Source organism: Micromonospora xinjiangensis, from assembly GCF_056150165.1.
This window is the reverse complement of record NZ_JAXCFO010000004.1, coordinates 456334-478558: the sequence shown is the minus strand read 5'-3', so window position 1 is coordinate 478558 and position 22225 is coordinate 456334. Positions and strand designations below refer to the sequence as shown.

Below are 22225 nucleotides of genomic sequence, written 5' to 3'. Positions count from 1 at the left end.
GGTGCGCTGGAGGGCGTCGAACACCCGCCTCCGCCACCGGAGTCCACTCCGGGGAACTGGTTCTCCTGCCGTCAGCCGAGCGTGAGGCGGCCGTCCTGGTCGTAGCGGAGACGGCCGCTGGTCACGGCGACGTGCAGGCCGTACCGGAGCAGTTTGTCGATCTTGTCGGTACGCCGGCGGTAGCCGAGCCGCTCAAGGCCGGCGCGCAACAGCCGCTCCTCGTCCATGCTCGGTACGCCGTGCAGCGCGTGCACGAAGGCGTTGGCGACCTCCTCCGGCGGGACCTCCTCGAACGCCCGGTCGTTGCTCGCCTGCGTGACCCGGTATCCCCGGTACGTCTGTGGGTCGGTGCCGTCCGGCCAGGCGTACCGGCCCACGGTCGGGTGGGCGTGGAGGCGTCGGGAGTCCACGAGCGCGAGCACGGCGAGGCGCCGGTCCTCGCGTGTCCGGAGGAAGCCGAACCGGGCGAGGGCCAGGCGGGCGAGGCGGTGCTGTTCGACGGGACCCTCCACCTCGATGATCTCGCGGAGGGACTCGCGCATGAGCTCGCGTATCCGCTGGTCGGTGGCGAGCAGGTCAAGGTCGGCCTGGTCGCCGAGTGGCGTCGGGGCGTACGGGATGAAGGCGCGGACCGTGATGTCGTCCGCCGCGGTCACCGACGTGACCGGCGCGGGCGGGGCGGCGAGGGCCGTGACGGGCGTCGGCTCGCCGACCTGATCGCCGTCCGCCGCGGGGAGCGGCTGCGCCGTTCCGTTCAGGGACTGCGGAAACTCGATGTCGGCCGCGGATCGAGGCTGGGGCAGCGCGACGTCGGCGTCCGGCATGGCATCACCCGCGGGCTCGGGCATCGGGGCGACGGCCGCCGGCGAGGCGTGGGGCGTGGGCGCCTCGGCGCGGGAGACCGCCTCGTCGACGCGGTCGAGCAGGGCGGACCGGTCGTGGATCCACGCCGGCAGCCAGAAGCGGACGACCTCCGGCCAGCCCATGATCGAGCGGAGCAGTGTGGGCGCCGAGTCGCGGTCGGCCACCGTCGGACGGGCGCTCCAGTCAGGACCGTCCAGCATGACGGCCACCTGCCAACGCGGCGATCCCGGTGCGCGGACAGCGATGTCGACCGTGAAGTCGGACAGGCCGTGCGAGGTTCGGACCTCGTGGCCGCGCTCGCGCAGTGCCCCGGCCACCTCGTCGCGGATCCGGCTGCGCCGCTCGCTGCGGTCGGTGGCGAGGTCACCCAGGCGGTCCGCACCCGCAGCGGCCATCTCGCAGTACGCGCGCAGGTGCTGGGTGCCCACCGCAGACGTCCGGGACAGGTCGATGTCCGACGGGTCGAACGAGGAGTACAGGACCACCTGGCGGCGGGCCCGGGTGATGGCCACGTTGAGTCGCCGCTCGCCGCCCGCCTGGCTGAGCGGACCGAAATTCAGTGGAAGCTGCCCGGTCTCCGGGTTGGTGGAGAAGGCCAGCGAGAACAGGACCACGTCACGTTCGTCGCCCTGCACGTTCTCCAGGTTCTTGACGAAGATCGGCTCTGGGACGGCGCCGGAGAGGTGTTCCCGGATGATCGGGTCGCTGCTGTCCTCCAGCAGGTTGAGGATGAGGTCGCGCTGCTGGATGTTGAACGTCACCACCCCGATGGACTGGCCGGCGGTGGCCGGGTCGTGCAGACGCCGGGTGATGTCGGCAAGGATCGCGCGCGCCTCGACCTCGTTGGTCCGTGAGCCGCCCCGGTCGTACTGGCCGTCGACCCGGCGCCAGGTGATGCCGGCGGAGCTGCTGGCACCGGGCGAGGGAAGGCTGGACAGCTTGTTGTCGTAGTAGTAGCGGTTGGAGAAGGCGATGAGGGACTCGTCGTGGCTGCGGTAGTGCCAGGACAGCCACCGCTGCGGCAGCCCTGACTCGACGGCCTCACTGAGGATGCTCTCCAGGTCCTCGGGCACCGGTCCGTCGCCCTCGTCGACCTCGTCGATGGTGTGGCTGGCCTGCATGATGCTGCTCGGCGGCATCTGCCTCGAGTCGCCGACCACCACCACGGCGCTGCCCCGGCCCATCGCGCCGATCGCCTCAGCCACCCGGATCTGCGACGCCTCGTCGAAGATGACCAGGTCGAAGCGTTGGCTTCCCGGTGCGAGGAAGTTCGCCGCCGACGCGGGGCTGACCAGCACGCAGGGTGTCAACGCGAGCACGGCGTCGGCGTACTGCGCGAACAACTCCCGGAAGGACTTGCCACCGCGCTTGCGACGCAGTTCGGCGGCGAAGTCGGCGAAGCGACCCCGGCGGTCGGTCGGGCTGAACGGGCGGCGGCGGATCAGCACCGAGGGCAGTCGTTCGGGCAGCGCCGACCGCAGCTGATCAGCGGAGGCCTCGAACTGGGCGATCTCGTCGTCGTGGAGCTCCGGGTCGAAGTACTGCAGGCCGCCGGCCCGCACCCGTTCGGCGAGGGAGGCCGCAGCGACCCCCCGGCGGTAGATCTCCTCGGCGAGCTGGCCGTTCACCTCACCGCGGAGCAGCTGGGACCGGTAGTCGGCCAGACCGGCGGAGGCGAGCACGTCGGCGTGGGCGAGGACGGTGGCCCAGCGACGTAGCGGAAACAGCTCCTCGGTGTGCAGGTCGTGCAGCCAGGTCGTGCCGTCCCGGTGCCAGGCGTCGACCCAGTGGGTGTTCGCGGCCCACAGCGCCAGCTCCGGCTCCCCGGAGTGCAGCACGCCGCGCCAGGCCCGCCACCGGGAGGCGACACGGTCCAGCAGGGCGGCGTCGACGTCGGTGATCCCCCGCTGGAACACGTCCCAGGCCTGCGGGTGCCGCGCCAGCAGCGCCCGGCCGGCGCGGGTCGCCTCGACCGCCTCGGTCAGCCGCTCCTGCGCGTCCGGGTTCGTCGGCTGCCACCCGCGCAGGTACAGGCCGCCCAGCGCGGCCGCGTTCTGGTGCAGCGCGGCGGCCTGCGCCTGGGCGGCGACCAGGCGGCCGGTGGTCACCTCGATCCGCTCGACGTCGAGCGTCGCGCCGGCGACCAGGTACACGGCCAGCTTGTCGGCGACCGCCTGCCGGCGCTTGCGCTTACCGAGCAGCTTCTTCGCCGCCTCCTCCGCCTCGGCGTGCCAGAGGGTCAGCTCCTGGCGGGCGTACACGTCGGGCCGGAAGGTGGCGAGTTCACCGGCGAAGCCCTGGTGGAAGGCGGCCAGGTCGGCCTGGAGCCGGGCCACCGCCTCATCCCACCCCCGGTCGCCGGCATGCAGGGTCGTCTCGCGATCCGGCAGCAGTCCGCGTACGGCGAGCCATGCGCCAGCCTGCAACTCGGTGACGGTCTCCGGGGTGGGCAGCGTTCGCAGCAGCCGGACGAGGTGCGGGTGCGCGGCGAGGTCGGCGCGGAGACGTTCGAGCTCAGCGGCGATCTCGGTGACGGCCGCGGCGTGCAGCCCATCCAGGGTGCGGCAGCCACTGAGGGCCCAGGGATGCTCGGGCCGGAGCCGCGCCGAGCGGGCGGCCGCCGGGAACTCACGCAGGGCCCGCTCCACCTGCGCGCGTACGTCGGTGGGTGCGTGCAGGTAGCTCACCGGGATCGGGGCGGACGGCCCGTCCCCGTACGCGAGGACCTGCTCGTACGCCGACCAGAGCGACATCCCGACGGGGTTGGTTGTGTGGACCTGCTTCGGGTATTCGACGAGCGGGGCCAGCCGGGTCCGGTAGGCCGTCTCGACGGCCGTCCAGTCGCCGTCGCCGGCGTCGTCGTAGTGATCGAGGGCCTCCCGCAACTGCTGACGGATGGCGTTGAGGGACTGCTTGCGTCCGTGCAGGTCCAGGGCGAACGGCCCGAGGCCGACCTGCTTGAGGCGGCGCTTCACGACCTCGAGGGCGGCCTGCTTCTCGGCGACGAACAGCACCGACCGGCCGGAGGCGACCGCTCGGGCGATCATGTTGGTGATGGTCTGCGACTTACCCGTGCCGGGCGGGCCTTCCAGAACGAAGGATTGGCCGCGCTCGGCCATCACGATCGCCTGCATCTGCGAGCCGTCCGCCGGGATCGGCAGGTGCAGCTCGGCCTCGTCGACCGTGACGTTGGTGTCGTGGTCGGGGCGGGCCGGATCGTCGAAGGTCGCGCCGGAGGATTCCACCAGGTGTCGGACGACCGGGTTCTCCATGAACCGCGGCCAGTGGTCGCCGAGGTCACGCCACATCTGGAACGTCGAGAACTGCAGCAGACGGAGGCTCGCGGTCTCGTCGATGCGGTAGTTGAGCCGGTTGTCCAGGAGGCCGGCGCTGATGGCCGCCAGCGTCTTGGCGATGTCGATGCCGTGCTCGTCGAGCACCGGCTGCTCCAGTTCGGGGATCCGGACGTTGTGCTTGACCCGGAGCCACTCGATGAGGCAGTAGTTGGGACTGGCGACCTCGGTGCCGTCGATGACCATCGCGTACGGGCGACGCCCCGTGCCGCCCTCGATACGCACCGGCAGCAGGAACAGCGGCGCGTACGCCTCTCCCCCGGTGGTCTTGGTGTGCACCAGCGTGCCGATGGTCAGGTAGAGATAGTTGCTCCCGGTCTCCTGCTCCATCGTGCGCGCCTCGCGCTGCAGCGCCCGCATGGCGGTCTTGTACCGGGCATCGGTGACGGCGCCGTAGACCCGGCGGTCGGTCCGCAGCTCCTGGGTCAGCATCTCGGCGTCGAGGTCCTGCGCCCGGCGGGCCCCCGCCAGTTCGTGGACGTGGCTGATGTCGTCCTGCGGGATGATCTGCACCTGCCGGCCGTCGTGGATGAGGTCGTCGAGCAGTGCCAGCGCACCGGACGGCACGTGCAGGTCCAGCCCCCGGCCGCGCTTCGGCAGGTTCAGCAGCGGGTTGCGCAGGCTGAGGTCGAGCAGCGACTTGCGCCACTGGTGGACGCGTGCCGGCGAGCCGTCGGAGGGCGGCGTCACCTCGTCGCCCTCGTCGGCGAGCTGGCGGAGCTTCGCGGCGGCGACACCGGGTGGTAGGTCGAGGGACGCGGTGGCGGTTTCGGTGCCCGATTCGGCGGTGACCGGCACGACCAGCTCGTCGGCGGACGGCAGCGGCCGGATGCCGGAACGGTGGGCCAGGTGAACGTCGACGACGCCCTGCAGCCGGTGGCCCTCGCCGCGGAAGTGGCCGAGCCCGACCCGTACCGCCTCGGTGAAGGTGGCCGACTGGGCGCCGGGCCCGATGCGGGTCAGCTCGACCGGCACCGCCCGGCCCGAGTCCACCATCGATATCAACAGGTTCGTCTCGGTGACCGCCGCGGAGCCGAGTCGCTCCTCTTCCAGCAGGAAGCCGCCGAAGGCGTGTCCCTCGCTGATGAAGACGAGTGGATGCAGACCCGCCGCCTCCAGGCAGGCGGCGTACGTGACGGACAGGTCGAGGCAGTTGCCGAGCCGCCCGTCCAGCACCGCGGCCGTCGTCCGCACCTTCTGGCCGGTGTTCTCGAACGACGCCGGCAGGGTCTGGTAGGTGATCTCGAGCTGGCGCAGCGCCTCGTACACCGCCCCGGCGATCAGCGCCGCCCGCTCCGAACCCTCCTGGTAGCCCTGCAACGAGCCGGAGCCGGTGCGGGCGAGGAGGAGCTGCGCTGCCGACCGCAGGACCGCCTCCACCGCGCGGGTGTTCGGCTGCACGAAGGCTGCCAGGCTGTCGTAGAGGGCGGGGCTGTTGAACCACTCGTTGTGCGCCAGCACTCTCGACGGGGCGACGAGCGTCAGTTCTTTGTCGGCTGCGTGGGCCGTCAGGCGGTAGTCGACGGGGAACGCCTCGTCCGTGCGGTAGAGCAGCGCGCGGTCGGGGGTGACGTCCCGGAAGTCGTCCCAGCCCGTGCTCGCGCCGGGCCGCAGCGGCGCGGCGAGGGTACGCGCCCACGGCTCGGTGAGGGCGCCGTCGGGCCCTCGCAGGTCGAGGGTCAGCGTCACGTCCGACAGCGGCTCGGTCCCCCGATTGGTCAGCGTGAGGTGGCGGACCAGCGGCACCCGGTTGTGCACCAGGGCGGCGTTGATCGCCGGCTGCACGAGCAACGCGACGGCGAGCTGGTCGTCGTCGGCGGTGAACTGCGCGAAGACGCTGTCGGACATGGGTGTTTCTCCAGGTGGGGAGGCCAGCGAGGGCCAGCCTAGCGGTCACCCGACCGGTGGACCGTCCCCCGGCCATCTGACGATCTTGGAAGTCGTACGCCTGAGGCAGGATGTGCGCCATGACAACGCACCACCCGACCAGCCTGCGCCTGGTCTACGGCCACGCCAAGAACCACGACTGCCTCGCCTTCGCCGACGCCGACATCGCCGCCGGGGAGGCCGCGGAGATCCGGGCGCTCGCCTCCGCTCGTACCTGGGGCGAGGCCCGACAGGTGCAGATGACCCACCTGTCGAACCCCGCCGGCCCCGACTGCTACGACGAGGACGACTACGCCGACGACAAGCCCTTCGACATCACCGAGGTGGGTGCGGTCGTAAACATGAGCTGGCCCGAGATGGTCACGGCCCGCGCGTTGAAGGTGCTGCCGGAGGACCTGCAGGACCGGTACGGCAAATTCGTGCTCACGGTTCACGACGGTGAGTACCTCGAGATCCCGCTCGACGGCGAGGCTGAGCTGGTCGCGGAGCTGCGCGAGCGCGGCTACGAGGTGACCCGCGACGACGAAACCATTAACCTGGTCGACGGCGTCGGCGTCGGCCGGTGACCGACTGAGGAACCCAGTTCTCCCGCCCGCACCTGAGGTGACCCGTGCTCCCCGCCGCCTCCCCCACCCATTACCGGTACAGGCGGCGGGTGCACTCGCCCTCGTGGCCGTCGCGGAGCACGCAGCGCCGGCCACCCGGCAGCCGCAGGTCGCAGAAGACACGGTGCCGGAGGAATTGCTCGTCCTCCGCGGAGACGGTCATCTCCCCCGGGTCCATCATCGGCAGCACGGTCATCCAGCGGCCGACGACCCGCGCCAGGCGCTGAGCGGCCGGCAGGTCAGCGGCGACCACGGGCAGGTGGATCACGTACGGTCCACTCACCGGCGGCCGCCTTTGTCCTGCTCGGACTGCCACCGGCGCAACGCGACCTTGATCCGCAGGTTCTCCTGGCGTTGGTTCGTGATCTCGGCGTAGAGCGCCATCATGTCAGCTGCCAGGCGGTCGAGGAAGGCGTACACCTCGTCGGGGTTGAGGCCGCGGCGTCCGGGGCGTGTCGGCCGAAAGCGGCGCTCGCGCACCTGCCATGGCAGCAGATGCGGGTACGCGGTGAAGCGATAGGTCTCGCCACCGCTCGTCGGCTTCTGGCTACCGACACTCTCATTTCCAACCTGCCTCCCTGGTACGGCCGCTCGTAAACGACCGCGCCGTCACACCGCGAGGTCACCCGCCCATCTAGCACGGAGTCCTCCTCCATCGGACGCCGGTAGTGGCATGGCACGTCGCCGTGCGGCACGACCTGCCCCACCACGTCGATCGCCGCACTACCCGGCCGCAAGAACCACTTCCATCGCCCGCTCATGCATCTCCCGTCCTCGGCCCGCTGCAGGAACACTATCAGACCTATAAAGCCTGTAAAGATAGGATGGGGATCCTTTACATGCCCGTCGCCGCGACTGCTTTGCTGGCCGCATGCCGTACGCCCAGCCGCTCTGGCGCCAGATCAGAGATGATCTCCGCGCCAAGATCCGGGCTGGCATCTACCCGCCGGGCAGCAAGCTCCCGTCCGCTCGCCTCCTCGCCGAGGAGTACGACACGAGCCACATGACCGTGCGGCGTGCTCTGGACTCGATGATTGAGCTGGGTGAACTCGTCGGCCGGATGGGCATTGGCGTCTTCGTTTCCGACACGTCAGAGCAAGACTCATAGGCCGGAATCAGCCTTCGCCGTCCTCTACCCCGCCCACCAAGGCGGCCGATCAACTCCCCGGCCTTCCGTGATCTACAGCGAGTCCCCGGGAGAGCCGTACCTCGACAAGCCCCGCATGAACTGGCCGACTACGAACGCGTCTAAGCCTTCAGCCAGTCTCCTCGCTCGGGGCTTCGTCGCTAATATCGGGGTCCTCGCGCTCTGGGGCGAACGCCTCGGGAGCCTCGTCACCGCCACTCAGTTCCCCAGCATCGACGTCCCGCTGCGCCCGCTTGCCCATGGCCAGCTCCACCAGTTCGAGCAGCGCCCGTCGGCGGGCGAGGAAGAAGCGTTGAAAGTCGGCGGCCCGCAGGGCCGCCGTGTCGATCAGATGGGCGCCGATGATGCCGTCCAGCTCTTCGGCGGTGACGCCAGCGGCTGCTTCCAGTTTCGGCACGTAGCTCGCCGGCGACGCGCCCCCGATGAGCCGGTTCGTCTTCGCCGCCAACGGCGTCTTGTTGACGATGCTCTCGCGCAGATTCGGGTTGATCTTGTTGTCGTCGCACCACTTCTTGGGAAAGACGTGGTGGATGTCAACATCGAGGGCCACGTAGTGGGTGTGGTCGAAGGTCTGGTTGAATCGCCAGTCCTTCGCTCCGCGGGCCATGAGCAGCGCATGCAAGCCCTTGTAGGCGGCGGACTGACGAGTGCGCAGTGACAGCAGCCGCGACTCCGCGAAGGTGGCCGCCGACACCGTGACCGGTAGTTCCGCCGTGTCACCGGACACTGCCGCCCGCGCCCAGGCCGGAACCTGGTCGACGTCACGGGCGAATCTGGTCTCGGTGGCGCCGCCGTAGAGCTCACCCAGGATCCCGCACCAAAACCACTGGCGCAGCCGATTCCGGACGCCGTGCACGTCCGCGTCCTCGCCGAGGATCACCCGGATCACAGCCAGCGGCACCAGCTGGGTCGGGTACGGGATGTCGCGTGCCCGGTGAATGTGCTCGTCCCTGAGAAACTGCGCCACCCACACCAGCGCCGCCCGAACCTTCTCGGCCCACGGCAGGTACTGGCGTAGCTCCAGGCGGAGCACGTCCTCCTTGCGAGCGGAGGTGAACGAGCTGCCATTCGCGGTCACGAGCAAGGTGACCGCCTGGAGGAAGTCGGTGTTGCGGATGCCGTGCAAAACCGGATGCGCGGCGATGACCTGCTCGGTGAGTTGCCAGTCGTCGTTGAGGCGGAAGTCGTCGCCGTGCTCCGCGAAGTAGGCTGCGTCGCCGGCGAACGTCGCCGTCAGGAGCTCGAAGACGTTGAGCGGCAGGCCACCGGTATTCACCTTTTCGAAGACGGTGGCAACCGCGCCCTTGGTCGTAAGTTTGTCGAGCTCGATAGCAGGAATCTCGTAGCTCTGCATCGGTGTGAGGATCTCGGCCTGGAAACGCTGGATCAGAGCGATTCGCTCGGCCGCGTCCCCCGTTGCACCCGGGAACTGCCACAGCCAGTCGAGCTGACCCGGCTGGTCGTACACCAGGCGGAACGGGAAGTAGCCCTGCTTGCGTTCCTTCTCCGGCGTCGACACGTCGAGCTTGATGTCCTTACCGAAGTTGGTCCGCTCGATGCCATCACCAGGCAGCGCGACCACGGCCTCATCCCGACGGGCCGGATCCGCGAGCGCCCGCACAATGTCGATGTAGAACCGCCGCTTGACCTGCTTCTTCCGGACATCCTCGGTGTCGACCACCCCGGTACCGGTCAACGACTGGTAGAGCGACGTCAGCCGCTGTTGACCGTCGAGCAGGAGAAGGTCCGGCTCGGTCTTTCCGGTCTCGGGCGCCGTCCCCTCAAGCGCCTTCGGCTTGAACCGCACCTGATCGTTGCCGGTCTGCAGCAGCATGAGTACGCCGAGCGGGTGACCAAGGGTAACGGTGACGAGCAGGGATCTGATCCGTTCCTCGTCCCACTTGTATCCACGCTGGAAGTCCGGTAGCTGAATCATGCCGCTGCCGGCTTGTTCCAGAAGCTTGGACAGCTTGTACTGCGGCGTCTGGAACCCCACGATGCTCCCCACAAGATCGATCGGCTTGCTGGTCAGGCTACCGGGAGACACCTCGTTGCGCCGTCCCACGAAGAGCCAGGAGTTCCGCGAGGAGAAGGCATGCAGATGCTCGATGCCCGGCTAAGCGGGCAGGACGGGCGCCGGCCAGCAGACCCCTCGCGCCACGGCTCTCAGAGCGTGACCGGCGGTCACCGTCACAGTCGGCGGGAGCAGGGGCCGTCTTGGTCGGCGCGGAGCAGGCAGCGCCACCGCGACCACGGCGAGTTATCCCGCCGGGTGACCAGGACCTACGGCAAGTCGGTACCGTCCCCTCTCGTCCCGCACAAAGTCGCCGTAGCGGGTTGCGTGATGCGCCGGTGCATTCACGCACATGCGGGAAATGACGTGGGTACGGATGGTCGTCTCAGCGTAGGTCGTGCCCCTGCTGACCAGGAGTCGGACGATCTGGTCAGGGGTGAAACCGCCGTCAAAGCTTCGCGCCGCAAGCTCCCTGGCTGCTTGCAGAACTTCGTCTCGACAGGTCGGCCTCCCCATGAGCAGACCCTACGAGCATGGATCTTTATCTGGATCCGCCGAATGTCCACTGCTCGGGCACAAGGGCATGGCTGTTGTCCCATGAAGCGGTCGATGACGTCGCGGACTTAGCGGAGGACGTGCGCGAGCCGAATCTAAGGGTCTACCCCGAACCACCTAGCCCCGCCCGCCTTACGCCAGGTAGCGGTTCAGAATGGTGTCGTCATAGATGATTTCGTGCCCAAGCTCGCGCAGCGCCGCCTCGATGGCGACCTGATCGTCGAGCGGCAACCAGGTCGCCGGCTCGTAGTCCATGCCGTGCCCGTGGTCCTCCCGGCCGAAGGCAGCAAGCAGGCTGGGCGGCGCCAGCTCCGCCGTACGCAACCGCGGATCCGGCCGCCAGTAGACGTCGAGTTCGTCATACCAGTCGAACGCGACGTCGTCCCCCAGTTCGTTGAACGCCGGCTCACCGTCCACGGCCGCCCGCTCGTCGAACAGGGCCTTGACCAGTGGAAGCGCGAGCGGTGACCGGCGCACCTCCCCCAGCGTCTTGGGCTCGACGACCGCCTTGATCAGCTCCACGTCACGCAACGCCACTTCATGAGGGATGACTGCCAGCCAGTCCTGCGGATCTTCCTTGAAGTGTCGCTTCATCTCGGGTCGCTCGTCGAGCCATGAGCGGTCGGTCCGCCCGTAGGTGCCCACGAAGTACCGCACGGTCTCCCTGCCGTTCCATGTCGGTGATCTTGATGTCGACCTTGGCCTTGTCCGAAGTCGTAGGCGTCGGTCGCACCAGAACACACCCTCCGTGGTGCATCGTTGATACAGGCAGTCGATAAGAGGGGTTATCAAGTCGCATCATTGACGACAACCGCCGAGCGGCTACAGTGATCCTCCTTGATCGCGGAGGAGGTGAAGAGCGTGGCCACCGAACTGATGTCATACAGCGAGATCGCCCTGTTGGCCCAGGTTGAGCGCCCAGTCGTGACGACTTGGCGGCGCCGCCACCCCGACTTCCCCGCCCCGGCCCCCGGCAGCAACGGCCAGCCGCTCTTCCCCGCCGACGCCGTCCTCACCTGGCTCATGGACCGCAAGCTCGGTAACGCCGACGCCGACAGCTTGCGCGCCGAGCGCGCGATGCACACCTTGACCGCGTACGCCCGTGAGCACGGCGGCCGCCGCCTGGTGCTGTCCCTGGGCGCCGCCCTCTGCCTGCGTCACCTGGCCGGACGGCCGTTGCCGGCCGACCCGCTGCCGATGGCCGAGCGTCTGGACCCCGATGACGAGTTCCTGCTCACCAACCTGCAGGAAGCCCCGGCGTTGGCCGATCTTCCGGGCATGGTCGAGCAGTTGATCGAGGGTGCCTACGAGGCGAGCCGGGCGTACCAGTTCCTGCTCGGCAACTGCGCTCGCTTCGGTTGGCCGGAACTGGCCACCGATGCGCTCACTCCCCACCTGGTCACGCTGATCCGGCTCGCCGCCGACGTGCCTGGTCGATTGAGCAACGGCGGCCGTCTCACGGTTGGCGACCCTCATGCGGGCTCCGGCGATCTCCTTGCCGCGCTCCTGGTCGACCAAGAGCCGGAAGCGTTGATTTTCAACGCCGCGCAGCCGGACCCAGAGTTGGCCCGTCTGATCCGTCGCCGCCTGCTGCTGGCCGGCGTCCCCGAGTTCAACTTCGCGGTGCTCCCGGACGACCTGAACGACGACTTCGCCGACGTGAACGTGGTCGTCACCAGGCTTCCCTACCAGCCCGCCGAGCTCTGCGACCCGGCCGAGGATCTCGCCAGGGTCAGCGACATCGCCGATCGGCTCGGCCCCGGCTGCACGGCCGTCGTGGTCGGCCCCGCCGCGAGCCTGGTCGATGCCCTACGCGACACCGACGCGATCACCAAGCGGGTGAATCTGCTGACCAGTGGTCTCGTGGAGGCTGTGGTGCGGCTCCCCGGAGGCGTCTTCCCGGCTCGCCCCGGCCACTCCGCCGCGCTCTGGGCGCTGACCCGCGATCCTGTTCCGGCCACCCAGGGCCGCCTGTTGCTGGCCGACCTCAGCGGGAGCGCCCTCGATCAGCGCGTCGTGGAGTCCGCGGCCGAGGACATCCTGTTGTGGCGTGCCGAGGGACACCGTCGTGACGGGCACGACCCGCGGACGGGCCTTGTGGTCCCGCTCGACGCCCTGGACCTGCGCCGCGGCGCTGCGCTGCGGCCGCCAGGCCCGGCCTCGATAACCCTGCGGTCCCGGCAGGCCGCCGACCGGCCCGCGCTGATCGGCGAGGTCGAGCGCCGTCTCGCCGACGCCGAGCAAGAGACCCTCCGGTACGCCGAAGAGCACGGTGCCCTCAACACCGGGGCGGTGCAGCGCGACGGAGCCCGGCCGAGGGAGCTCTCCCTCGGCGCACTGCGCGCGGCTCGCCGGGTCCGTCTCCTTCCGGGGCACCGCCTGTCACCCGAGCATGTCGGGCCGCGCGGCCATCATCGGGTCATCGGCGCTGCGGAGGTCGTCGGGCAACCGTCGAATCGCTGGATGGACCGGCTCACGCTCGCCGCCGAGTACCCGCACGTCGCCCTCACGGAACCGGGTGACCTCATGGTCACCACGGTGCCGCATTTCGGTGTGTTCCTCGACGAGCACGGCTTCTCGGTGCTCGAGTTTCCGGCCCGCGGTCTGCGCCTCTCCCCCGGCGACGCCCTCACCCCGCGGGTGCTGAAGGCGCTCCTGGACACCGCCCCCAACACCGCACGTAGCCCCGGCGCGGTGCGCGGCCCACGGCTGCGCGACGTGACGATTCCCGACCTGAGCCCGGACGAGGCAGTCCGCCTGAATGAGATGCTGCGCCGCCTCGACGAACGCGAGCGCCTACTGCGACGGCAGGCCGACCTCCTCGCCGAACTGCGCGAACTCGCCGTTACCGGCTTCGCCGACGGCACCCTCACGACTCTTTACGGTACGAACTTGTGAACGAGAGAACGGAACACACAGTGCCCCCACGCAAACGTGCCAACGGACAGGGCGAGTTGCCCGGCATGTCCAGCACCAAGCAGATCCAGGACATCCTGTGGAAGGCCGCAGACAAGCTGCGCGGCTCCATGGACGCCGCGCAGTACAAGGAGTTCGTCCTCGGCCTGGTCTTCCTCAAGTACGTCTCCGACGCATTCGCCGAGCGCCGCGACCAGATCGCCGAAAGCCTCACCGACATCCCTGAGAACCGTCGCGCCGAGTTCCTCGACGAACGTGACGAGTACACCAGCGCCAACGTCTTCTGGGTCCCGGAGAACGCCCGCTGGGACTACCTCGTGGAGAACGCGCCCAGCGGCGTCGGCGAGCTGCTCGACGACGCCATGGACGCGATCATGCAGGAGAACCGATCCCTGACCGGCGTCCTCCCGAAGATTTTCAACCGGGACAACGTCGACCAGAAGCGGTTGAAGGAACTCGTTGACCTGATTAGCGATGCCCGCTTCACCGGCCACGGCGACCGGAAGGCACAGGACGTCCTCGGTGAGGTGTACGAGTACTTCCTGGAGCGCTTCGCCCGCGCCGAGGGCAAGCGGGCGGGCGAGTTCTACACCCCGTCCAGCGTGGTGCGAGTCCTCGTTGAGGTGCTGGAGCCCTACGAGGGCCGGGTCTACGACCCGTGCTGCGGATCCGGTGGCATGTTCGTGCAGTCAAAGAAGTTCGTCGAGGCCCGCGCCGGGCGAAACCACACCGACGACATCGCCGTCTACGGGCAGGAAGCCAACGAGCGCACCTGGCGGCTGGCGAAGATGAACCTCGCCATCCACGGAATGGACCCGGTCGGCATCGGCGACCGATGGGCCGACACGTTCGCAGACGACAAGCACCCGGACCAGCGGGCTCACTTCATCATGGCGAACCCGCCGTTCAACATGAGCGACTGGGCCCGCCGCGAGAGCGATCCACGCTGGCGCTACGGTGTGCCGCCGCAGAGCAACGCCAACTACGCCTGGCTCCAGCACATCCTCTACAAGCTGGGTGATCGCGGGAGCGCGGGCGTCGTCCTCGCCAACGGCTCGATGTCCTCCAAGCAGTCCGGCGAGGGCGACATCCGCCGCGCGATGGTTGAGGCAGACGTGGTGGCCTGCATGGTCGCACTCCCGGCGAACCTGTTCCGCACCACCGCGATCCCCGCCTGCCTGTGGTTCCTCACCAAGGACAAGACCCCGCAAGGCGCAAAGGCGCTGACCGACCGGCGCGGCGAGATCCTCTTCATCGACGCCCGCGCCTTCGGCACCATGGTCGACCGCACCGAGCGCATTCTGACTGACGACGACATCGCCAAGGTCGCCGACACCTACCACGCCTGGCGCGGAACCAAGTCCGCCAAGATTAAGGGCCAAACGTACGAGAACGTGCCCGGCTTCTGCTACTCCGCGAAGCTCGACGAGGTCGCCGCCCACGACCACGTCCTCACCCCCGGCCGGTACGTGGGCGCTACCGAAGCCGAAGAGGACCCGGACGCCGAGCCGCTCCCGGACCGCATCGATCGCCTGACAAAGGATCTCTACGCGCACTTCGACGAGTCCGCCCGCCTCGAACAGGCGGTTCGCACACAGCTGGAAGGACTCGCCTGAAATGTGGCCGACGCTCAAGTTCCAGGATTTGGCGTCCGCCGACCGATGGTCCTTCACAATCGGCCCGTTCGGCTCCAAGGTGACTACTGCTGACTACCGGCCGAGTGGCGTTCCGTTCATCCGCGGCGTCAACCTCGCCCGCGGGGTCTTCCTGGATGATGAATTCGTCTTCGTTGACGACGCCAAGGCCGACGAAGTCCGGTCGGCCAATGTGGAGCCGGGAGATCTCGTCTTCACCCGCAAGGGCACTATCGGGCAGGTCTCGATGATCCCACGCAACCCACGATTCCCCCGGTACGTGATCTCCGGCAGTCAGATGAAGGCACGACTCGACCCTGCCCTCGCCGTGCCGGAGTACTACTACTACTGGTTCCGATCGCCGGCGGGTCAACACGCGCTGCTCTCGCACATGGTCACGGTGGGCGTGCCGAGCTTGGCGAACTCCCTCGAGACGCTGCGGAACATCGTCGTACCGCACCCGCCGTTGAAAGAGCAGCGAGCCATCGCGGCCGCACTCGGCGCACTCGACGACAAGATTGCGGTCAACGACCGCATCGCCGCAACCTATGAGGACATTTTCCAGGCGAAGTTCGCTGCTCTCGGCACGGCAGAGGAGGGCGACTGCGCCATCACCGAGTTGGTGAGCTTCAATCCCCGGACGCCGCGCCCTGCTCAGGATAACGCGGTCTACGTCGACATGGCGGCGCTACCTACGCGCCAATCCTCTATCCGAACCTGGACGCACCGCCCCCCGAAGGGTGGTAGCCGCTTCCAGAACGGCGATACACTACTCGCCCGCATCACTCCATGCTTGGAGAATGGCAAAACGGGATTCGTGGACTTCCTCAAGGAGGAGGAGACCGGAACTGGGTCGACTGAGTTCATCGTGATGCGATCCAGGAAGGGCGTGCCACCCGAGTTCTCCTACTTCCTTGCACGAGATGAACGCTTCCGGAAGAACGCTATCCGCAAGATGGTCGGCTCCTCTGGACGCCAGCGAGTGAGTGCTGCCGACGCGGCGCATTTCTACGTGCACCGGCCGGATCCCGGCGAGCTGTCGGCCTTTGGAGCCGAGGCTGGGGCCGCGTTTCGCCATCTGAAGTCCCTGATGGAGGAGTCTCGTTCCCTCCAACGCTTGCGGGACACATTGCTGCCGGAGCTGACGTCGGGGCGGTTGCGGGTCAGGGACGCCGAGAAGCTTGTCGAAGAAGCGGTTTAGGTAAGCCAACGGTTTACGGGGAGGGGTTGTGGTGGGTGCGGGCGGGTGGATGAGCGAGGCGGACTGGGAGGCGCTGGCGCTGGATCACCTCGGCGAGCTCGGGTGGGAGCCGGGCGCGGGGAAGGACTTCGCGCCAGGGTCGGGGCAGCGGCAGACCTGGGCCGATCTGGTGCTCGTCGAGGACCTGCGGGCCGCGGTCGAACGGCTCAACCCCGACCTGCCGCCCACGGCGGTCGCCGACGCGGTGCGGGCCGCCACCGACGTGGCCTCCCGGGAGGCGTTCGCTGAGAACCGGGCGGCGCACGAGCGGCTGGTCCATGGCATCCGCTCGATCACGTACACCGACGCGTTCGGTGCCGAACATACCCCCACCGTGCGCCTGGCCGACCTAAACGGCCCCGGCCGCAACGTCTACCGGGCGATCAACCAGGTCACGATCGTCGACGGCGAATTCCGGCGCCGGTTCGACATCGTGCTGTACCTCAACGGTCTGCCGGTCGCGATCGTCGAACTGAAGAACGCCACGGACGAGAACGCCACCCTGACAGGCGCGCACGCCCAGCTTCAGGCGTACCTCGCGGAGTTCCCACTCGCCTTCCGGCACACCGTCCTGTGCTTGATCTCCGACGGGGTCACCGCGAAGTACGGCACCCCGTTCACACCCTACGAGCACTTCGCGCCGTGGAACGTCGACGACGAGGGGGAAAGCGTCGACACCACCGCGCCCGACTACGACGGCCCGGAAGCGCTGGTCGTCGCCCTCTACGGACTGTTCAACCAGCGGCGTTTCCTGGAGCTCACCGGCGGCTTCGTCAACTTCACGTCGAAGGCGAAACGGATCGCGAAGGCGCACCAACACTTCGCGGTCGTCCGGGCCGTCGAGTGCATCGTGCGGGCATCGCAGAGCGACGGGAAGGCGGGCGTCGTCTGGCACACCCAGGGCTCCGGCAAGTCCGAGGAGATGGTGTGCACGGCAGCGTTGACCGCCCGCCACCCCGCCCTGAAGAACCCGACCATCGTGGTGCTCACCGACCGCAACGACCTCGACGACCAGCTTTTTGACACGTTCCTCGACAGCCAGACGCTGCTGGGCCAGGAGCCGGAGCAGGCCGACTCCCGCGCCGAACTGCGGGACAAGCTGTCGAACCGGAACGCCGGCGGCATCATCTTCACCACGTTGCAGAAGTTCGGGCGTACGAAAGAGGAGCGCGACGCCGGCAGGCCGCATCCGCTCCTCTCCGACCGGCGCAACATTCTGGTGATCGTCGACGAGGCGCACCGCAGCCACTACGACAGCCTGGACGGCTACGCCCGGCACCTGCGCGACGCGCTGCCGCACGCCACGTTCATCGCCTTCACCGGCACCCCGATCGCCACCGCCGAGGTGAACACCCGCGCCGTCTTCGGCGAGTACATCGACGTGTACGACCTCAAGCGTGCCGTCGACGACGAGGCGACCGTGCGGGTCTATCACGAGCCGCGGATCATCCCGGTGTCGCTGCCGCCGGACATCGACCCGGAGAGCATCGACGAGCAGGTAGAGCAGCTCACCGCCAGCCTGGACGACGCGGAGCGGCGTAGGGCCGAGGCGTATGCGGCCACCATGAACACCGTCTACGGCGCCCCCGACCGCGTTGAGACCCTCGCGAAGGACCTCGTCGAGCACTGGGAGAAGCGACGCGAGCTGATGCGGCCGCAGCTCGGCGGACCCGGCAAGGCGATGCTGGTCTGCGCGACCCGAGAGATCTGCGTCCGCGTCTTCGACGCCATCAAGGAGCTGCGGCCCGACTGGGCGGATCCCGCCGTCGACAAGGGCAAGATGAAGATCGTCTTCCATGGGGTGCCCAGCGACAAGGAGGTGCTACGCCCGCACCACCTGCGGCCGTCGCAGCAAAAGACCATCCAGGCCCGTGCGAAGGACCCGGACGACGAGCTGGAGCTGCTGATCGTGCACTCGATGCTGCTCACCGGCTACGACGCCCCGCCGATCCACACCATCTACATGGACCGGCCGATGAAGGGCGCCAACCTCATGCAGGCGTTGGCCCGGGTCAACCGCCGGTTCCGGGAGAAGCAGGACGGCCTGCTTGTCGGCTACGCCCCGCTCACCGAGAACCTGCGCAAGGCGCTCACCGAGTACACGCCCAGCGACCAGGAGGACCAGACCCTCGGCCGCGAGATTGACCGCGCGATCAGCGAGGTTTACAACGAGATCTCCATCCTCGAGGCCATGCTGACCCCGGTCAAATGGCGGGAGATGCTGGACGACGAGACGGACCCGACCCGCTGGCGTCGAGCAGTGAAGAAAGCCGCCAACTTCCTGCGCAACCCGCGAACCCCAGGCAACGACGTCGAACCCGGCACGAAGCCACTGCACCGGCGTTTCCGGGACTCAGCGGGCCGTCTGGAACGGTTCTACACGCTCTGCGCCACCAGCCGCGACTTCGCCGAACGCGCCGGCGACATCCAGCGGATGCGCCGCGACATCCACTACTTCCGTGACGTCCGGGTCTGGATCGTGAAGGAAGAGGCAGCCGACCGGGAGGCCAAGGGCCTGCCCAACGCGGCCGAGGTGGAGCGCTACCTGTCCCAGCTCGCCGCCGAGGTGGTCGACGCCGCCGACATCACGGACATCTACGAGGAGGCCGGCCTCGGCAAGCTCGACATCACCGAGCTCAACGGGGTGGCGTTGGAGCGCCTACAGAACTCTGAGACCCCGCACCTGGCCGCCGCAGCGCTGCGCCGGCTGATCGAGCGAAAGATGCGAGAGGTCACCAAGCACAATGTGGTCCGTCAGGAGCGCTTCTCCGCCCAGCTCGAAGACCTGATGAACCGCTACATGCGTCAGCAGCTGACCAGCGCGCAGCTGATCGTCGAGCTGGTTGAGCTGGCCAAACAGGTGTCCGCCGACGCCCGGCGAGGCCAGCAGTTCGACCCTCCGCTCAACCACGCGGAACTGGCCTTCTACGACGCCGTCGCCCAGAACGGGGCGGCTACGGAACTCATGGGCGTCGGCACTCTCGCAGAGATCGCACGAGAGCTGGTGAAGTCGATCCAGTCGTCGATCACGGTGGACTGGTTCTCCCGCGAGCCGGTACGCGCCAAGCTTCGCAGTCACATCCGCCGGCTCTTGGCGCGCTACGACTACCCGCCGGACCACGAACGCGCAGCCGTCGACCTGGTCATCCGCCAGATGGAGACCTTCGCCAACGAATGGTCACCCGGGGCGACCTCGAAATAGCCACAACGGCACTCGCACCCCGGCGAACTGCTGAAGGCACGGTGAGCGGTCGCCTTGCTTGCTTCTCGTTTACAGGAGGCGCCACGGGGCGACGACGGCCGCCGCACTCCGACCAGCACGTCACTCTCGGGCAGCGTAATGAGGTCTGCGCTCACCACAAGCATGTCTGCACCTCCCTGTCTCGGGATCACCACTAGCTTGCGCCGTTAGTCGAACGCGCATTAGCGCAATTGTTGGTAACCGGGGTTATCAGCCGTTCGAAGCTCTCGTGCTGGACTCCAGGTCGTGGCTCCTGCTGTGATTCATGGGCGTTGACGAAGCGCCGATCCGGCGAGTCGACAGCAATCCCCTTCTTCCAACAGGAGCCTCACCATGCGCAAGATCACTACCCTCGGCCTGCTCGCCACCGGCCTCATCGCGCTCGGCTGCGGTGCCGGCACCACCGATGACGCGACCAGTAAGGCCGACGCCGGCGGCGCCAAGGGCGACGACAAGCCGAAGACCGCGAAGATCGGCCAGCCGGCCCGGGACGGCAAGTTCGAGTTCACGGTGAAGTCGTCCAAGTGCGGCGTCGCCAAGGTCGGCACCGACCTGCTCGGCGCGAAGGCGCAGGGCCAGTTCTGCCTCGTCACGGTCAACGTGAAGAACATCGGCAAGGAGTCGCAGATGTTCGACGGCAGCAGCCAGAAGGCGTACGCCGCGAACGGCACCGAGTACTCGGCGGACGGCGAGGCCGCTCTCTACGCCAACAAGAACGCCGACACGTTCCTCAACGACATCAACCCCGGCAACCAGGTCACCGGCGTGGTCGTCTTCGACATCCCGAAGAACGTCAAGCTCGCGAAGCTCGAGCTGCACGACTCGCCGTTCTCCGGCGGCGTCACCGTCGCCCTGAGCTGACTCCCCGGCGTTGAGGGCGGGACCCGCGAAGCCCGCCCTCAACGCGCCCCCACCCCGCACAACCGGCAACACGAATCTCTACGCGAGGAGTTCGAGATGCACAGTGCGATGACCCCCCGTGCCAGAACCGTCCGCGCCTCGGTCCGCAAGGACCGTCGGCGCCCCGTCTCGCCCCAGCTCGCGCTCTTCGAGTGCCCGCTCCCGCCCGCTCCGCCGGGCACCTACCCGACCACGGTCTACCGGCTCGACGTGCCTGCGACGCCCGAGGGGCTGATGACCGCGCTCAACGACGACTACCTTCGCGAGCACGGCTTCGAGCCGAGCGCCATCGAGGTCGCCGGCGTGCCGGCGGTCCTGGTGCACGGCAGCGTAGCGCGCCCACGGGCCGAGTGGTGCGACGTGCTGGCCGGGCTCGTCGGTCGGGACATCGACCTGGGCTACAGCAACGGCGGCGGGGCGCTGCTCCTCGCCGTCGACGAGCGCGCGTACGTCCTCGCGTACGGCACCCTCGGCCGCTTCCTGGTCGTGCGGGAGAAGTTCGACCCCACCTTCGGGGTGTCCTTCGCCGTGCGCGCCCTCCTGCCGAGCGAGATCCGCCAGGTTCGCCGGCGGATGGTCGGCGCGAGCGGGCGCGTGGACCGCAGCCTGGTGCCGGGCGGTCAGCCCATCTGGAGGTACGGCATCGACAAGTGGGGCGAGATCGTCGGCCAGGTGTGTGGCCGTACGGACAACCCCAACCTGACCGCGTGCCGCCGCACCGGCAGGCCGGTGAAGGTCGACGGCGGCGAGGCGCTGCACCTGCCCCTCAGCGTCGACCCCGACGGACTGCTGGCCGACCTTCGCGAGATCGATCGGGTGTGCCGGCAGGAGTCGCCGCTGGCCGACCTGGAGTTCATCACGCAGATCCGCCCGGTGCCGGCGAACGACCATCGCCTGCCGGATCTCGACGACGAGCTCGACCAGCGGCTGGCTCTGACCGACCCGGAGAACCTCGGGGTGGCCGTGCCCGGCGACCTCGTCGGCGACATCGAGCACGTCGCCTCGTACCGGATCTCCGTGCCGAAGTCCGGCCGCGCCGCGACCCGCACCACGGAGCTGGACCTGCCCACGATCCTCGCCCACGCCAACGGCGCGCTCGACGGTGACCGGTGGACCGGCCTCCGCAACGGGCGCCTCACTCTCTACACCGACATCGCCGGCGCGGACGAGATGACGTCGACCCCGATCTCCCGCTGGCTCACCGCAGAGGTGGCGGTCGGTGGCAGCCACCTGCTGCTGCACGAGGACCGGTGGTACGAGATCGGGGACCGGCACCGCGAGTTCCTGCGCCAGGAGATCGCCCAGATCCTGGATCGGTCGTCCGACATCGTCCTGCCGCCGTGGACGAGCGATCTGGCCGACGAGGGCGCCTACAACCGCGCGGCCGCCGAGGGCGACGCTCGGTTCGTCCTGCTCGACAAGAAGCTTCTCCGCACGGCGCAGCACCCGCGCGGCATCGAGGCGTGCGACCTGCTGGGCCCCAACGGCGAGCTGATCCACGTCAAGCGGGCGTCGGGCAGCTCCCCGCTGAGCCACCTCTTCGCCCAGGGGGTCACCTCCGCCGAGGCCCTCCGCTACGAGGCCGACGCCCGCACCGCGTTCCTCGACCTGGTGCGTCAGCAGCCCGGAGCGCCCGAGCTCACCGACGACTTCCGGCCGCGCAAGGTCGTCTACGCCATCGCCCTCAGGTCCGGTCGGACGGTCACCGTCGACACGCTCTTCACCTTCGCCCAGGTCGCGCTCTACCAGGCGATGAAGACCCTGCGCATCGACGGCGTCGACGTCGAGGTCGTCACGATTCCGTCGGCCTGACGCGCGATCCACCTCGTTCCCCACGCACTGCCATCCACCCGGTCCGCCGGGCCCGTT

The 22225-nt window shown here is 68.6% G+C and carries 13 protein-coding genes and 1 pseudogene; 8 read left to right on the top strand and 6 right to left on the bottom strand.

Annotation, left to right across the window (positions count from 1 at the left end; translation table 11 throughout):
- Nucleotides 1-71 precede the first annotated feature (71 nt).
- The gene (locus tag SM573_RS17580) at nucleotides 72-6065 is read right to left on the bottom strand and encodes a DUF4011 domain-containing protein (RefSeq protein WP_474616591.1); all 5994 of its coding nucleotides are present in this window, start codon (nucleotides 6063-6065) and stop codon (nucleotides 72-74) included.
- A gap of 119 nt (nucleotides 6066-6184) precedes the next feature.
- Between SM573_RS17580 and SM573_RS17575 the strand changes: the two genes are divergently transcribed.
- Entirely contained in the window at nucleotides 6185-6670 is a 486-nt protein-coding gene (locus SM573_RS17575) for a hypothetical protein (RefSeq protein WP_474616590.1), read from the top strand.
- 70 nt (nucleotides 6671-6740) lie between these two features.
- On the opposite strand, the gene SM573_RS17570 is transcribed toward SM573_RS17575, so the two are convergent.
- Entirely contained in the window at nucleotides 6741-6992 is a 252-nt protein-coding gene (locus tag SM573_RS17570; RefSeq protein WP_474616589.1) for a hypothetical protein, read from the bottom strand.
- Nucleotides 6989-7240, bottom strand: a pseudogene (locus SM573_RS17565) (DivIVA domain-containing protein); the annotation flags it as partial. The pseudogene SM573_RS17565 and the gene SM573_RS17570, both read right to left, overlap by 4 nt.
- A 340-nt stretch (nucleotides 7241-7580) precedes the next feature.
- Between SM573_RS17565 and SM573_RS17560 the strand changes: the two are divergent.
- On the top strand, nucleotides 7581-7817 hold the full coding sequence (locus SM573_RS17560) for a GntR family transcriptional regulator (protein WP_474616588.1): 237 nt from the start codon (nucleotides 7581-7583) through the stop codon (nucleotides 7815-7817).
- A 148-nt stretch (nucleotides 7818-7965) separates the two neighbouring features.
- Here the strand turns inward: SM573_RS17560 and SM573_RS17555 are convergent, their stop codons facing one another.
- The 3 genes from SM573_RS17555 to SM573_RS17545 form a co-directional block, all read right to left on the bottom strand.
- Nucleotides 7966-9852 (bottom strand): GmrSD restriction endonuclease domain-containing protein, encoded by a 1887-nt coding sequence (locus tag SM573_RS17555; RefSeq protein ID WP_474616587.1) that lies wholly within the window; start codon nucleotides 9850-9852, stop codon nucleotides 7966-7968.
- Between the two features lie 264 nt (nucleotides 9853-10116).
- Nucleotides 10117-10386, bottom strand: coding sequence for a DUF7669 domain-containing protein (locus SM573_RS17550; protein WP_474616586.1), 270 nt, complete (start codon nucleotides 10384-10386; stop codon nucleotides 10117-10119).
- 171 nt (nucleotides 10387-10557) lie between these two features.
- Complete coding sequence (locus tag SM573_RS17545; protein ID WP_474616585.1) at nucleotides 10558-11082, bottom strand: hypothetical protein; 525 nt, start codon at nucleotides 11080-11082, stop codon at nucleotides 10558-10560.
- A gap of 180 nt (nucleotides 11083-11262) precedes the next feature.
- Here SM573_RS17545 and SM573_RS17540 point away from each other — a divergent pair, with 180 nt between their 5' ends.
- The 6 genes from SM573_RS17540 (at nucleotide 11263) to SM573_RS17515 (ending at nucleotide 22168) form a co-directional block, all read left to right on the top strand.
- Complete coding sequence (locus tag SM573_RS17540; RefSeq protein ID WP_474616584.1) at nucleotides 11263-13323, top strand: SAM-dependent DNA methyltransferase; 2061 nt, start codon at nucleotides 11263-11265, stop codon at nucleotides 13321-13323.
- Nucleotides 13324-13388: 65 nt separating this feature from the next.
- Entirely contained in the window at nucleotides 13389-14957 is a 1569-nt protein-coding gene (locus SM573_RS17535) for a type I restriction-modification system subunit M (RefSeq protein ID WP_474616583.1), read from the top strand.
- A 1-nt stretch (nucleotide 14958) separates the two neighbouring features.
- Entirely contained in the window at nucleotides 14959-16176 is a 1218-nt protein-coding gene (locus SM573_RS17530) for a restriction endonuclease subunit S (protein WP_474616582.1), read from the top strand.
- Nucleotides 16177-16207: 31 nt separating this feature from the next.
- Nucleotides 16208-19417: a type I restriction endonuclease subunit R gene (locus SM573_RS17525; protein ID WP_474616581.1), complete on the top strand. Its 3210-nt coding sequence runs from the start codon at nucleotides 16208-16210 to the stop codon at nucleotides 19415-19417.
- A 372-nt stretch (nucleotides 19418-19789) separates the two neighbouring features.
- Nucleotides 19790-20317 (top strand): DUF4352 domain-containing protein, encoded by a 528-nt coding sequence (locus SM573_RS17520; RefSeq protein ID WP_474616580.1) that lies wholly within the window; start codon nucleotides 19790-19792, stop codon nucleotides 20315-20317.
- Between the two features lie 96 nt (nucleotides 20318-20413).
- Nucleotides 20414-22168, top strand: coding sequence for a DUF6119 family protein (locus SM573_RS17515; RefSeq protein WP_474616579.1), 1755 nt, complete (start codon nucleotides 20414-20416; stop codon nucleotides 22166-22168).
- Nucleotides 22169-22225: the final 57 nt, after the last annotated feature.